The 13,762-nt window shown below is 69.1% G+C and carries 12 protein-coding genes; 4 read left to right on the forward strand and 8 right to left on the reverse strand.

The window, feature by feature from the left end:
• Positions 1 to 35: 35 nt before the first annotated feature.
• The 6 genes from FHX33_RS06440 to sufB form a co-directional block, all read right to left on the reverse strand.
• Positions 36 to 1,634 (reverse strand): ABC-F family ATP-binding cassette domain-containing protein, encoded by a 1,599-nt coding sequence (locus tag FHX33_RS06440; protein WP_039923306.1) that lies wholly within the window; start codon positions 1,632 to 1,634, stop codon positions 36 to 38.
• Between the two features lie 81 nt (positions 1,635 to 1,715).
• On the reverse strand, positions 1,716 to 2,045 hold the full coding sequence (locus FHX33_RS06445; RefSeq protein ID WP_021764438.1) for a metal-sulfur cluster assembly factor: 330 nt from the start codon (positions 2,043 to 2,045) through the stop codon (positions 1,716 to 1,718).
• Positions 2,046 to 2,054: 9 nt separating this feature from the next.
• A complete protein-coding gene (gene sufC / locus FHX33_RS06450; protein WP_021764439.1) occupies positions 2,055 to 2,849 on the reverse strand; it encodes a Fe-S cluster assembly ATPase SufC in 795 nt (264 codons plus the stop codon).
• A gap of 5 nt (positions 2,850 to 2,854) precedes the next feature.
• Positions 2,855 to 3,181: a non-heme iron oxygenase ferredoxin subunit gene (locus FHX33_RS06455; protein WP_021764440.1), complete on the reverse strand. Its 327-nt coding sequence runs from the start codon at positions 3,179 to 3,181 to the stop codon at positions 2,855 to 2,857.
• A complete protein-coding gene (gene sufD / locus FHX33_RS06460; RefSeq protein WP_021764441.1) occupies positions 3,181 to 4,362 on the reverse strand; it encodes a Fe-S cluster assembly protein SufD in 1,182 nt (393 codons plus the stop codon). Before sufD ends, FHX33_RS06455 begins: the two co-directional genes overlap by 1 nt.
• A gap of 1 nt (position 4,363) precedes the next feature.
• Positions 4,364 to 5,782, reverse strand: a complete 1,419-nt coding sequence (gene sufB, locus FHX33_RS06465; RefSeq protein WP_021764442.1) for a Fe-S cluster assembly protein SufB — start codon at positions 5,780 to 5,782, stop codon at positions 4,364 to 4,366.
• A 324-nt stretch (positions 5,783 to 6,106) separates the two neighbouring features.
• On the opposite strand from sufB, the gene FHX33_RS06470 reads away from it, so the two are divergent.
• Positions 6,107 to 7,051 (forward strand): COX15/CtaA family protein, encoded by a 945-nt coding sequence (locus FHX33_RS06470; protein WP_021764443.1) that lies wholly within the window; start codon positions 6,107 to 6,109, stop codon positions 7,049 to 7,051.
• Here the strand turns inward: FHX33_RS06470 and FHX33_RS06475 are convergent.
• Positions 7,022 to 7,570 carry a GNAT family N-acetyltransferase gene (locus FHX33_RS06475; RefSeq protein WP_021764444.1) on the reverse strand — a complete coding sequence of 183 codons (549 nt, stop codon included), beginning with the start codon at positions 7,568 to 7,570 and terminating at the stop codon, positions 7,022 to 7,024. The genes FHX33_RS06470 and FHX33_RS06475 overlap by 30 nt on opposite strands.
• Before the next feature lie 77 nt (positions 7,571 to 7,647).
• Positions 7,648 to 8,568 carry a heme o synthase gene (locus FHX33_RS06480; RefSeq protein ID WP_021764445.1) on the reverse strand — a complete coding sequence of 307 codons (921 nt, stop codon included), beginning with the start codon at positions 8,566 to 8,568 and terminating at the stop codon, positions 7,648 to 7,650.
• A 334-nt stretch (positions 8,569 to 8,902) separates the two neighbouring features.
• On the opposite strand from FHX33_RS06480, the gene tkt reads away from it, so the two are divergent.
• Genes tkt through FHX33_RS06495 form a run of 3 tightly spaced genes read left to right on the forward strand, consistent with a single transcriptional unit; the run spans position 8,903 to position 13,743 of the window.
• The gene (gene tkt / locus FHX33_RS06485) at positions 8,903 to 10,996 is read left to right on the forward strand and encodes a transketolase (protein ID WP_039923309.1); all 2,094 of its coding nucleotides are present in this window, start codon (positions 8,903 to 8,905) and stop codon (positions 10,994 to 10,996) included.
• Between the two features lie 27 nt (positions 10,997 to 11,023).
• Complete coding sequence (gene tal, locus FHX33_RS06490; protein WP_021764447.1) at positions 11,024 to 12,136, forward strand: transaldolase; 1,113 nt, start codon at positions 11,024 to 11,026, stop codon at positions 12,134 to 12,136.
• Positions 12,133 to 13,743: a glucose-6-phosphate isomerase gene (locus FHX33_RS06495; RefSeq protein WP_183428282.1), complete on the forward strand. Its 1,611-nt coding sequence runs from the start codon at positions 12,133 to 12,135 to the stop codon at positions 13,741 to 13,743. The genes tal and FHX33_RS06495 overlap by 4 nt, the downstream gene beginning before the upstream one ends.
• Positions 13,744 to 13,762 lie beyond the last annotated feature (19 nt).

The raw sequence follows: 13,762 nt of genomic DNA on the forward strand, positions 1-13,762 counted from the left end.
CTCAGAGTCGACATTCGGCACGAATCGTTGCGGGGCTAGGCCAGCGAGATCAGGTCGAGGTAGTCCTTGTTCCAGTGGTCCTCGACGCCGTCGGGAAGGATGAGGACCCGCTCGGGATTCAGCGCCTCCACCGCACCCTCGTCGTGGCTCACGAGCACGACCGCACCCTCGTAGTGCGCCAGGGCGTCGAGGATCTCGTCGCGGCTCGCGGGGTCGAGGTTGTTGGTCGGCTCGTCGAGCAGCAGCACGTTCGCGCCCGAGACGACGATCATCGCCAGGGCGAGACGCGTCTTCTCGCCACCGGACAGCACGCCCGCCGGCTTGTGCGCGTCATCCCCGGTGAACAGGAACGAGCCGAGCACCTTGCGCGCCTCGGTCTCGGTCAGGTTCGGCGACGACGACACCATGTTCTGCAGCACCGAGCGCTCGACGTCGATCGTCTCGTGCTCCTGGGCGTAGTAACCGATGCGGAGGCCGTGGCCGGGCTCGACCTGGCCGGTGTCCGGCTTGTCGACGCCCGCGAGCATCCGGAGCAGCGTTGTCTTGCCCGCACCGTTGAGCCCGAGCACCACGACCTTCGCCCCGCGGTCGATCGCGAGGTCGACGGCGGTGAAGATCTCCAGCGAGCCGTAACTCTTCGACAGGTCGGAGGCGGTGAGCGGGGTGCGACCGCAGGCGGCGGGGGTCGGGAAGCGCAGCTTCGCCACGCGGTCGACCTGGCGCACCTCGTCGAGGCCGGAGAGCAGCTTCTCGGCACGGGCCACCATCTGGTGGGCCGCCGCCGCCTTCGTCGCCTTGGCGCCGAACTTCGCGGCCTGGAGCTGGAGGGCGGTCGCCTTCTTCTCGGCGTTGGCGCGCTCCTTCTTGCGGCGCTCCTCGTCGGCGGCGCGCTGGCGCTGGTAGTTCTTCCAGCCCATGTTGTAGATGTCGATGACCTGGCGGTTGGCGTCGAGGTAGAAGACGCGGTTGACGGTCTCCCCCACGAGCTCGACATCGTGCGAGATGACGATGAAGCCGCCGGAGTACCCCTTCAGGAACTCACGCAGCCACACGACCGAGTCGGCGTCGAGGTGGTTGGTCGGCTCGTCGAGGATCATCGTGCGCGCGTCCGAGAACAGGATGCGCGCCAGCTCGATGCGGCGGCGCTGGCCACCCGAGAGGGTCTTGAGCGGCTGGTCCAGGATGCGGTCCGGGAGGTTGAGGTTGCTCGCGATGGAGGCCGCCTCGGCCTCGGCCGCGTACCCGCCGAGCATGTGGAACTGCTCCTCCAGCCGGCCGTACTTCTTCATCGCCGCGGCCGACACCGCCGCATCGTCGCTCGCCATGTCGAGCGTCGACTGCTGCATCCCGAGCACGATCGATCCGAGCCCACGGGCGTCGAGGATGCGCGTGCGCGCGAGATCGTCCAGGTTGCCCGAGCGCGGGTCCTGCGGGAGGTAGCCGAGCTCGCCGCTGCGGTCGACCTTCCCCGCCGTCGGCAGCAGATCACCGGCCAGCACCTTCGTCAGGGTGGTCTTGCCGGCCCCGTTCCGGCCGACGAGGCCGATCTTGTCGCCGTCGGCGACGCGGAAGCTGACATCCTCCATCAGGAGGCGGGCGCCGACGCGCAGTTCGAGGCCCTGGACGCTGAGCACGATGAATCCTTCTCTTTCAGAGGTCATCCGCCCCGGACCGACGGGTCCGGGGCGGATGCAGGTGTTGTTGTGGGGTGCGGGTCAGATGGCGAAGCCGAGCGCGCGCATCATGTCGCGGCCGTCGTCGGTGATCCGCTCCGGGCCCCACGGTGGCATCCACACCCAGTTGATGCGGAACGCCTCGACGATGCCGTCGAGCGACTCGGCGGTCTGCTCCTCCAGCACGTCGGTGAGGGGGCAGCCGGCGCTGGTCAGCGTCATCGAGATGATGAGGGCGTCGTTCTCGTCGTCCCAGCCCAGATCGTAGATCAGGCCGAGGTCGACGACGTTGATCCCGAGCTCGGGATCCATGACGTTCTTCAGCGCCTCTTCGACCTGGTCGAAGAGGGCCGGGCTGAGCGTGGCGACCATGGTGGGAGCCTACGCCTCGGCCAGGTCGCCCGCGGTGGCGCTGGCGGACTCGGGGGCGTCGACGTAGCGGTCGTAGCCCTCTTCCTCGAGACGGTCGGCGAGCTCGGGGCCGCCCTGCTCGGCCACGCGGCCGGCGACGAACACGTGCACGAAGTCCGGCTTGATGTAGCGGAGGATACGCGTGTAGTGCGTGATGAGCAGGATGCCGAGACCGGTGTTGGCCTTGGCGCGGTTGACGCCCTCCGACACGATCTTCAGCGCGTCGACGTCGAGGCCGGAGTCGGTCTCGTCGAGCACGGCGAACTTCGGCTTGAGCAGCTCGAGCTGGAGGATCTCGTTGCGCTTCTTCTCGCCGCCCGAGAAGCCCTCGTTGACGTTGCGCTCGGCGAACGACGAGTCCATGCGCAGCGCGGCCATGCTCTCGCGGACGTCCTTGACCCAGGTGCGGATCGCGGGCGCCTGGCCGTCGATGGCGGTCTTCGCGGTGCGGAGGAAGTTGGTGTTGGTGACGCCGGGGATCTCCACCGGGTACTGCATGGCGAGGAAGAGGCCGGCGCGGGCGCGCTCGTCGACGGTCATCGCCAGGACGTCCTCACCGTCGAGCGTGATGCTCCCGCCGGTGACGGTGTACTTGGGGTGGCCGGCGATCGTGTAGGCCAGGGTGGACTTGCCCGAACCGTTGGGGCCCATGATCGCGTGGATCTCGCCTTCGCGGATGGTCAGGTCGACGCCGTTCAGGATGGGCTTGGTTCCCTGGTCCGTTTCGACGGTGACGTGCAGGTCGCGGATCTCGAGGACAGACATGGTGTTCAAATCTCTTTCGTAACGTTCGGGTCGATGAAGACGTCGCCGTCGATCAGCTCGACCGCGTAGACGGGGACGGGCTCGTACGCCGGGAGGTTGAGGGGCTTGCCGGTGAGGAGCGAGAACTGGGAGCCGTGCGCCCAGCACTCGAGGGTCTCCCCCTCGACGAAGCCCTCGGACAGCGAGATCTCGCCGTGGGTGCAGGTGTCGCCGATCGCGTGGACGTCGCCCGCGGAGTCCTTGACCACCGCGATGGGAACGCCGTCGACGACGACGCGGGAGGCCTGGTTCTCCACCAGCTCCGCGACGGCGAGCACGCGCGACGCAGCCATCAGCCGGCCGCCACGACGGACGCCGTCAGCTCCGCCTCGATCGCCGTCTGGAGGTGCTCCTGCAGGGCGGGCGAGCCGATCTGCTGGACGATCTCGAACAGGAAGCCGCGCACGACCAGTCGGCGCGCCTCCTCCTCGGTGATGCCGCGCGACTGGAGGTAGAAGAGCTGCTCGTCGTCGAACCGGCCGGTGGCGCTGGCGTGGCCGGCGCCGACGATGTCGCCGGTCTCGATCTCGAGGTTCGGGACGGAGTCGGCACGGGCGCCGTCCGTGAGGACGAGGTTGCGGTTCTGCTCGTAGGTGTCGGTGCCGACGGCCTTCGGGCCGATCAGCACATCGCCGATCCAGACCGTGCGCGCGCCCTCGCCCTGCAGTGCACCCTTGTAGGTGACGCGGCTGCGGGTCTCCGCGCCGTCGTGGTGCACGTAGACCTGCTGCTCGAGGTGCTGGTGGGCGTCGGCGAAGTAGGCGCCGAGCAGTTCGGCGTCGGACCGAGCGCCGGCGAGGTGCGCCGACGGGTTGAGCCGGACCACGGAGCCGCCGAGGGTGACGGCGACGTGCTTGAGGCGTGCGCCCTCCTCGAGCCGGGCGAAGTGCGCGGCGATGTGGATGGCGTCGTCGTCCCATTCCTGCACCGAGACGACGGTCACGTCGGCGTTGGCGCCGACGAGGAACTCGACGTTCTCGGCGAGGTGGGCCGACCCGCGGTTCTGCAGGATGAGCGTGCCGCGGGCGCCGGGGGCGATCTCGACCACGGTGTGCGCGGCGCGGGGGCCGCTGCCGAGCGCGGAGCGGGTGATCGTCGCCTCGGTGTCCTCGGTTCCGGCGAAGCCGATGAGGAGCGCCTGCTCGAAGCGCGACCACGCGTTCGCGGACACGCGGTCCTCCGGGAGGCCGGCGGTGCCGATCCGGGCGTCGTCGCGGGCGATCCACGACGTGGTCACGCCGGGCACCTCGACGGTGTCGTAGGCGTACGTGGAACCGTCGAGCTCACCCGTGAGCAGCTCGCTCAGGCGGGCCACCGGGGTGTACTTCCACATGACCTCGCGGCCGGTCACCGCCGGGAAGGCGGTGACGTCGGTCGAGGTGAAGCGCTCGGAGCGGGTCTGGACGGGGACCGGGGCGCGCATGTGGGAGGGCGCGACCGCCGTCTGGTCGATCGTGGGGGTGCTGGACGTCATATCAGCCGACAGAGCCTTCCATGCCCATCTCGATGAGCTTGTTGAGTTCGAGTGCGTATTCCATCGGGAGCTCACGAGCGATCGGCTCGATGAAGCCGCGGACGATCATGGCCATCGCCTCGTCCTCCGGCATGCCCCGGGACATCAGGTAGAAGAGCTGCTCCTCGCTGACGCGCGAGACCGTGGCCTCGTGGCCGAGCTGCACATCGTCCACCCGGATGTCGATCGCCGGGTAGGTATCGGAGCGGGAGATGCTGTCGACCAGCAGCGCGTCGCAGCGGACGGTGTTCGCCGCGTGGTGCGCGTTGGCGTCGACGCGGACCTCGCCGCGGTAGCCGGCGCGACCGCCGCCGCGCGCGATCGACTTGGACACGATCGACGACTGCGTGTACGGCGCCATGTGGATCATCTTGGCGCCGGCGTCCTGGTGCTGGCCCGGGCCCGCGAAGGCGACGGAGAGCGTCTCGCCCTTGGCGTGCTCGCCCATGAGGTAGATCGACGGGTACTTCATCGTCACCTTGGAGCCGATGTTGCCGTCGATCCACTCCATCGTCGCGCCCTCGGCCGCGGTCGCCCGCTTGGTGACGAGGTTGTAGACGTTGTTCGACCAGTTCTGGATCGTCGTGTAGCGCACGCGGGCGTTCTTCTTGACGATGATCTCCACGACGGCCGAGTGGAGGGAGTCCGACTTGTAGATCGGGGCGGTGCAGCCCTCGATGTAGTGGACGTAGCTGTCCTCGTCGGCGATGATCAGCGTGCGCTCGAACTGGCCCATGTTCTCCGTGTTGATGCGGAAGTAGGCCTGGAGCGGGATCTCGACGTGGACGCCCTTGGGCACGTACACGAAGGAGCCGCCCGACCACACGGCGGTGTTCAGCGCGGCGAACTTGTTGTCGCCCGACGGGATGACGGTGCCGAAGTACTCCTCGAAGATCTCGGGGTACTCCTTGAGCGCGGTGTCGGTGTCGAGGAAGATGACCCCCTGCTGCTCGAGGTCCTCGCGGATCTGGTGGTACACCACCTCGGACTCGTACTGAGCCGCGACGCCGGCCACGAGGCGCTGACGCTCCGCCTCCGGGATGCCGAGCTTCTCGTACGTGTTGCGGATGTCCTCCGGCAGGTCCTCCCAGCTCTGGGCCTGCTTCTCCGTCGAGCGGACGAAGTACTTGATGTTGTCGAAGTCGATCTCCGACAGGTCGGCGCCCCAGGTGGGCATCGGCTTGCGCTCGAAGAGCTGGAGCGCCTTCAGGCGGCGCTGGAGCATCCACTCCGGCTCGCCCTTCAGGTCCGAGATGTCTTTCACCACCTGTGGGGAGATGCCGCGACGCGCGGACGAGCCCGCCGCGTCGGAGTCGGCCCAGCCGAACTCGTACTGCCCCAGGCTGGCGAGTTCTGGCCGGTCGATCAGGATGTCTGACATATCTACCTCGTTTCCTACCACTCGTAACCGGATATCAGTCCGGCTCATTCCTCCCGGACGGACGGCATGCGCCTGCCGTTCGGGCGTCCTGATTGTGCGGGTGGCTGGTGTGCGTACCTAAAATGATCGAGGACGACGGGCGACTGTGCCCTTGGCCGCCCTGCGTCGGACTGCCGTTCTCGGCAGGGGCGCAGTGCGGACACGCGCACAGGGAGCGCGCGTCTCGAACCCATCGATTCTACAGGTGCGGACCGGTAAAAGTAGAGACGCGCCCTGCGCGTTGGCCGAGTATCCGATTCACACTGAGAAAGCACCAAGGAAGACATGAAGCGCATCATCGCCTGGCTGCCCGACCGCGTCGACACTCGGCTGAAGGTGATCGGGTGGGTCTACCTCGTCGGGCAGATCGTGCTGGTGGGCACCGGCGGCCTGGTCCGCCTGACCTCCAGCGGCCTCGGCTGCCCGACCTGGCCCAAGTGCACCGACGCCTCCCTGGTGAACACGCCCGAGATGGGCATCCACGGGTTCATCGAGTTCGGGAACCGACTGCTCGGTGTGCTGCTCGGCCTGATCGCGATCGTCGCGTTCCTCATGATCCTCAAGCTGCGGAAGTCGCGCCCGGAGCTCTTCTGGCTCACCCTGCTCGCCGGCCTCGGCATCCCGGCGCAGGCGGTCATCGGCGGGATCAGCGTGCTGACCGACCTGAACCCGTACGTCGTCGGCCTCCACTTCGTCATCTCCACCGTGCTGGTCGCCCTCTGCACCGCCTTCCTGCTCCGCCTGTACGCGGTCCCCGGCCCGCGCGTCCGCGCCGTGCCCGGGTGGTTCGCCGGCATCGCCCACCTGACCAGCTTCGTGGTGGCCGTCACGATCGTCGTCGGCATCCTGACCACCGGCTCGGGACCGCACTCCGGCGACAGCAAGGCGACGCGCAACGGTCTCGACCCCGAGATCCTCCAGCACGTGCACGCGATCCCCGCGTACGTGACCTTCGCCCTCACGCTCGTGCTCGTGATCGCCTCGCTGCGCATCCGCACCACCCGGGTGCACCGGTACACGATGTACCTGCTCGCGGTCGAGGTGCTGCAGATCGCGGTCGGCCTCATCCAGGCGAACACCGGTCTCCCCGGCATCCTGGTCGGCATCCACATGATGCTCGCCGCGACCCTCGCCGCCGCGATGACCGCGGTGATCATGTCCCTCAAGGCCCCGGTCGCCGACGAGGCCGCGCCCGAGGGCTCAGCCGTCAGCGGGGCCGTCGCCGCGTAGCAAGACGCCCACGAGGGCGTCGCGCTCCACGTCGTGGAAGCGGACGCGGTGCGGGGTCGCGCCCGCGAAGCCGAACCCGACGCCCTCCGCGAGCCGCCTGCTCTGCTCGTTGCCCGGGAGGTACTCCCAGCGCAGCCGCGTGAAGCCGAGCCCCTCCGGTGCGAGCGCGTGCGCGGTCACGGCGACGAGTGCCTCGTGCATCACGCCTCGTCCGCGGGAGCCCGGCTCGAGCCAGCAGCCCAGTGATGCCGAACCGGCGGCCTCGTCGCGCCGCACCTCGGCGACGCCCACCAGCGGGGCGTACTCGGCAGGGCGGATCGCCCAGACGGTGTACTGCCCGCCGGCCAACCCGTGCGGGCAGTAGCTCCGCACGAAGAACTCGGCGCTGGCGCGCGTGTACGGGTGCGGCAACGGCACCCAGCGCTGGGTCTGCTCGTCCTGGCAGGCCGCGAACACCGCGGGGATGTCACTCTCCCGGGGAGCGTCGAGCACGAGCCGCGGCGTCCGGAGGGTGAGCACGCTGCAGACGCTAGCAGCGCGCCGTCAGCACGCACCAGACCGTGTCGGAGCACCCGTATCGCGGTGCTCCCCCGCGATCAGAACGGCAGCAGCGGATCGATCGCCACGGCGAGGAAGATCAGCGTCAGGTACGCGATCGAGCCGTGGAAGACGCGCATCGGCGACACCGACTCGTGCCGGATGGCGAGGTTGTACAGCCGGTGCGACTCGTAGATGAACCATCCGCCCGCGACCAGCGAGACCGCGATGTAGAAGAGGCCCATGTGCGCCACCGGGATGAGCAGCAACGAGCACGCGACCATCGCCCAGGCGTACAGGATGACCTGGAGGCCGACCGCGGCACGGCCGCGCACGACAGCGAGCATCGGAACGCCCGCGTCCTTGTAGTCCGCGCGGTACTTCATCGACAGCGGCCAGTAGTGCGGCGGCGTCCAGAGGAAGATGATGCCGAACAGGATGAACGGCGCCCAGTCGAGCGACCCGGTGACGGCCGCCCAGCCGATGAGCACCGGCATGCAGCCGGCGACGCCGCCCCAGACGATGTTCTGCGGGGTGCGGCGCTTGAGGATGAGCGTGTAGAAGACGACGTAGAGCAGGATCGCGACGACGGACAGCGCCGCGGCCAGCCAGTTGGTGAACACCGCGAGCACCACGACGGACGCGATGCCCAGCGCCCACGAGAAGACGAGCGCCTCGCGGTCGCTCAGCTCGCCGGTGACCAGCGGACGGTTCTTGGTCCGCCGCATGACGCGGTCGATGTCGCGGTCGATGTAGCAGTTGAACGCGCCGGCGGATCCCGCGGACATGTAGCCGCCCACGACGGTCGCCAGGACCAGCCAGAGGTTCGGGATCCCGTTTGCGGCGAGGATCATCGTCGGGACGGTCGTGACGAGCAGCAGCTCCACCACGCGCGGCTTGGTCAGCGAGACGTACGCCTTGACCTTGCGTGCGAAGCCGATGCGGCCCGGATCGACACGGCTCTCTACAGCGACGTCCATTGCTCCTCGTGATGTTCGCTCGGTGCGGCTGCGGGCGGCGCCCCTGAGCGGGCATCCGGCTCTCTGATCGCAGTCCTCAGCAAGTCTACGACACCTCTGCGGCGCTACCCCGCTCGGAGCCGGCGCACAACCCGCTGAGGGAAGACGCCACGTTTCGTGCGTGTTACCTATACTTGGAGGTGCTCGCCAGCCGGAGCCCGTTTCCCGTGCGGCCGTTTGTAGGACTCATCACGCAGACGAGGGCCCGGCGCCGATGACGTCCACGGCGCGCACTACCTCAACCGGTGCGGGTTCACGACGACCCTCACCACATCTACGAAGGGTCAGTTTTCACGTGGCAGCTCTGCAGTGGGATCCCATTGACAACAAAGCAGTAGACACGGCTCGCGTCCTCGCGGCCGATGCGGTGGAGAAGGTGGGCAACGGTCATCCCGGCACGGCGATGAGCCTGGCCCCGGCCGCATACCTCCTGTTCCAGAAGGTCATGCGCCGCGACCCGCACGACCAGCACTGGCTGGGCCGCGACCGCTTCATCCTCTCGGCCGGCCACAGCTCGCTGACCCAGTACGTCCAGCTCTACCTGGGCGGCTACGGCCTCGAGCTCGACGACCTCAAGGCGCTCCGCACCTGGGGCTCGCTGACCCCGGGACACCCGGAGTACGGCCACACCGACGGCGTCGAGATCACCACCGGCCCGCTCGGCCAGGGCATCTCCTCCTCGGTCGGCTTCGCCTACGCGGCCCGCTACGAGCGCGGCCTGTTCGACCCCGAGGCCGAGGCGGGCACCAGCCCGTTCGACCACTTCGTCTACGTGATCGCCGGCGACGGCGACCTGCAGGAGGGCGTGAGCTCGGAGGCCTCGAGCCTCGCCGGCCACCAGCAGCTCGGCAACCTGATCGCGATCTACGACAGCAACCAGATCTCGATCGAGGACGACACCAACATCGCCTTCACCGAGGACGTCAAGGCCCGCTACGAGGCCTACCACTGGCACGTGCAGGTCGTCGACTGGAAGAAGACCGGCGTCTACACCGAGGACGTGCAGGCGCTCAACGACGCGATCGTCGCGGCGCAGGGCGTCACCGACAAGCCCTCGCTGATCATCCTCAAGACGATCATCGGCTGGCCGAGCCCGAAGAAGCAGAACACCGGCAAGATCCACGGCTCCGCCCTGGGCGCCGACGAGCTGCGCGCCGTCAAGGAGGTGCTCGGCTTCGACCCCGAGCAGACCTTCGAGGTCGCGGACGAGGTCCTCTCGCACACCCGCAAGGCCGTCGAGCGCGGCGCCGAGCAGCGCGCCGAGTGGCAGAAGGGCTTCGACGCCTGGGCCGCCGCCAACCCGGAGCGCAAGCAGCTCCTCGACCGCCTGCTGACCGGCGAGCTGCCGGAGGGCGTTGAGGATGTCCTCCCGGTCTTCGAGCCCGGCAAGGACGTCTCGACCCGCGCCGCCAGCGGCAAGGTGCTCAACGCCATCGCGCCGATCATGCCCGAGCTCTGGGGCGGCTCCGCCGACCTCGCCGAGTCGAACAACACCACGATCGAGGGCGGCGCGTCGTTCGTCCCGAGCGAGCACTCGACCCACGAGTGGACCGGCAACCCGTACGGCCGCGTGCTGCACTTCGGAATCCGCGAGCACGCGATGGCCGCGATCCTCAACGGCATCGTCCTGCACGGCCCGACCCGCCCGTTCGGCGGCACGTTCCTGATCTTCAGCGACTACATGCGCCCGGCCGTTCGTCTCGCCGCGCTGATGCAGGTCCCGTCGATCTTCGTCTGGACCCACGACTCCGTGGCCCTCGGCGAGGACGGCCCGACGCACCAGCCGATCGAGCAGCTGTCGACCCTCCGCGCCATCCCGCACCTCGACGTCGTGCGCCCCGGCGACGCGAACGAGGTCGCCTACGCCTGGAAGACCATCCTCGAGCGTCGCAAGGGACCGGCCGGCATCGCGCTGACCCGTCAGAACATCCCGGTGTTCGAGCGCGGTGAGGGCGACGCCAGCGGCGACACCCTCGCGTCCGCCAAGAACGTCGCCAAGGGCGCATACGTCCTGGCCGAGGCGCCGAACGGCACCCCGGACGTCCTGTTCATCGCCACCGGCTCCGAGGTGCAGATCGCACTCGAGGCCCGCGAGGTCCTGCGCGGCGAGGGCATCAACGCCCGCGTCGTCTCGGCCCCGTCGCTCGAGTGGTTCCACGAGCAGTCCGCCGAGTACCAGGAGCACGTCCTCCCCGCGTCGGTGAAGGCCCGCGTCTCGATCGAGGCCGGCCTCTCCCTCAGCTGGGACAAGATCGTCGGCGACCACGGTCGCAGCGTCTCGATCGAGCACTTCGGTGCATCGGCCGACTACAAGACGCTGTTCCGTGAGTTCGGCATGACCACCGAGCACGCCGTTGCCGCCGCGAAGGAATCGCTCGCGTCGCTCTGAGCGCGGGCATGAGGAGATAGAAGAGAAATGACCGACACCACTCCCACCGCACAGCTCTCCGCCGCGGGCGTCAGCATCTGGCTGGACGACCTCTCGCGCGAGCGGATCGCCACGGGCGGCCTCCAGAAGCTCATCGCCGAGAAGAACGTGGTCGGTGTGACCACCAACCCGACGATCTTCGCGGCCGCGCTCTCCAAGGGCGAGGCCTACGCGGACCAGGTGAAGAGCCTCGCCGCCGCCGGCACCAGCGTCGAGGACGCGATCTTCGAGATCACGACCGACGACGTCGCCGCCGCCAGCGACATCTTCCACGATGTCTACGAGCAGACCGAGGGCACCGACGGCCGCGTCTCGATCGAGGTCGAGCCGGGCCTCGCGCACGACGCCGCCGGCACCATCGAGCAGGCCAAGAAGCTCGCCACCAAGGTCGACAAGCCGAACGTTCTCATCAAGATCCCGGCGACGGTCGAGGGCCTCGAGGCCATCACCGAGACCATCGCGGCCGGCATCAGCGTCAACGTCACGCTGATCTTCAGCCTCGAGCGCTACCGCGCCGTCATCGACGCGTACCTCACCGGTCTCGAGAAGGCCAAGGACGCCGGGATCGACCTCTCGGGCATCCAGTCCGTCGCCTCGTTCTTCGTGTCGCGCGTCGACACCGAGATCGACAAGCGCCTGACCGCCATCGGCACCGACGAGGCGAACTCGCTCAAGAGCAAGGCCGGCATCGCGAACGCCCGCCTCGCCTACGAGGTCTATGAGCAGGCCTTCGCCACCGATCGCGCCAAGGCCCTCGTGGCCTCCGGCGCGAACGAGCAGCGCCCGCTCTGGGCCTCGACCGGCGTCAAGGACCCGAGCCTGCCCGACACGCTCTACGTGACCGAGCTGGTCGCGCCGAACACGGTCAACACGATGCCGGAGAAGACGCTTGACGCGACCTTCGACCACGGCGTCATCACCGGCGACACCGTCACCGGCAACTACGCCGACGCGCAGGGCGTGCTCGACGCGCTGGCCGGCCTCGGCGTCGACTACGACGACGTGACCGCCACCCTCGAGCGCGAGGGCGTCGACAAGTTCAACGTGTCGTGGTCGGAGCTCGTCGAGACCGTGAAGACGGCTCTGGAGGCGGCCAAGTGACGTTCCGCATCCACGTCACCGGCGCCGCCGCCGACGCGGTCGCGTCCGTCGTCCCGCAGCTCGTCGCCGACAAGGTCGCGTCCGGCATCACCGCCCAGGACCCGGCCCTCTGGGGCCCCGACGCGGAGGCCGAGGCGTCGAAGCGCCTCGGCTGGACCGAGGCCGTCGCGATCTCGCGGCCGCTCGTCGCCGAGATCGTCGCGCTCCGCGAGGAGCTGCACGCCCGCGGCGTCGACCACATCGTGCTCGGCGGCATGGGCGGCTCCTCGCTCGCGCCCGAGGTGATCACCCGGACGGCCGAGGCCGAGCTCACCGTGCTCGACTCGACCGACCCCGGCCAGGTGCTCGCGGCCCTCCGCGACCGCCTCGACCGGACCGCCGTGGTCATCTCGTCGAAGTCGGGCTCCACGCTCGAGACGGACAGCCAGAAGCGCATCTACGAGAAGTGGTTCCGCGACGCCGGCATCGACCCGACCGAGCGCATCGTCATCGTGACCGACCCGGGCTCCCCGCTCGACCAGTCGGCGCGGGAAGCGGGCTACCGCGTCTTCAACGCCGACCCGAACGTGGGCGGCCGCTACTCGGCGCTCACCGCGTTCGGCCTCGTGCCGTCCGGCCTCGCCGGCGTGGACATCGCGGAGCTGCTCGACGAGGCCGAGGCCACGTCGATCGAGCTCGCCGTGGATCGCGAGGACAACCCGGGCCTGGTGCTCGGCGCGGCCATCGCGGGCACGAACCCCCTCAAGGACAAGCTCGGCATCGTGTCCGACGGCACCCACATCGTGGGCTTCGCCGACTGGGCCGAGCAGCTGATCGCCGAGTCCACCGGCAAGGAGGGCACCGGCCTCCTCCCGGTCGTGCTCGACAAGCTGGCTCCCGAGCTCGACTTCAAGCCGGCCGACCTCCAGGTCGTCCGCCTCGTCGCCAACGCGGAGGCTCACCACCTGTTCCCGGCCGATCGTCACGAGGGCGAGATCCTCGTCTCGGGCAGCCTCGGCGCGCAGCTCCTCGTCTGGGAGTACGCCGTCGCCGTCGCCGGACGCCTGCTCGGCATCAACCCGTTCGACCAGCCCGACGTGGAGGCCGCCAAGGTCGCCGCGCGCGCGCTGCTCGACGACCGCCCCGAGGCGGCCGCTCCGGCGTTCACCGCCGGAGGCGTCGAGGTCCGCCAGACCGGCGACTTCCTTGCCGGTGCCGGCACGCTCGACGCCGCCGTGGACGCGCTGCTCGCGCAGCTCGGCCCGGACGGCTACGTGTCGGTGCAGGCCTACGTCGACCGTCTCGCGCTCCCCCAGCTCGAGGGCGTGCGCGACCTGCTCGCCGCCAAGGCGAAGCGTCCCGTCACCTTCGGGTGGGGCCCGCGGTTCCTGCACTCGACCGGCCAGTTCCACAAGGGCGGCCCCGCCGTCGGCGTGTTCCTGCAGATCACGGCGAACGCCCCGGAGGACCTCGAGATCCCGGACCGTCCGTTCACCTTCGGCCAGCTCATCCAGGCCCAGGCCGCAGGCGATGCCAGCGTCCTCGGCGAGCACGGCCGTCCGGTCCTCACCCTCACGCTCACGAACCCCGAGGCGGATGTCGTCTCGCTGTTCGAGGCCGTCAACTGATCAGCGGCGCCTCGCGCCG

Source organism: Leifsonia aquatica, from assembly GCF_014190775.1.
In the GTDB taxonomy this organism is placed as follows: Bacteria; Actinomycetota; Actinomycetes; order Actinomycetales; family Microbacteriaceae; genus Leifsonia; species Leifsonia aquatica.

Bases quoted from the DNA above. Each gene is read 5' to 3' on its own strand.
- FHX33_RS06445 (WP_021764438.1), bottom strand. From the start codon at position 2,045: ATGGTCGCCACGCTCAGCCCGGCCCTCTTCGACCAGGTCGAAGAGGCG.
- sufC (WP_021764439.1), bottom strand. From the start codon at position 2,849: ATGTCTGTCCTCGAGATCCGCGACCTGCACGTCACCGTCGAAACGGAC.
- FHX33_RS06455 (WP_021764440.1), bottom strand. From the start codon at position 3,181: ATGGCTGCGTCGCGCGTGCTCGCCGTCGCGGAGCTGGTGGAGAACCAG.
- sufD (WP_021764441.1), bottom strand. From the start codon at position 4,362: ATGACGTCCAGCACCCCCACGATCGACCAGACGGCGGTCGCGCCCTCC.
- sufB (WP_021764442.1), bottom strand. From the start codon at position 5,782: ATGTCAGACATCCTGATCGACCGGCCAGAACTCGCCAGCCTGGGGCAG.
- FHX33_RS06470 (WP_021764443.1), top strand. From the start codon at position 6,107: ATGAAGCGCATCATCGCCTGGCTGCCCGACCGCGTCGACACTCGGCTG.
- FHX33_RS06480 (WP_021764445.1), bottom strand. From the start codon at position 8,568: ATGGACGTCGCTGTAGAGAGCCGTGTCGATCCGGGCCGCATCGGCTTC.
- tal (WP_021764447.1), top strand. From the start codon at position 11,024: ATGACCGACACCACTCCCACCGCACAGCTCTCCGCCGCGGGCGTCAGC.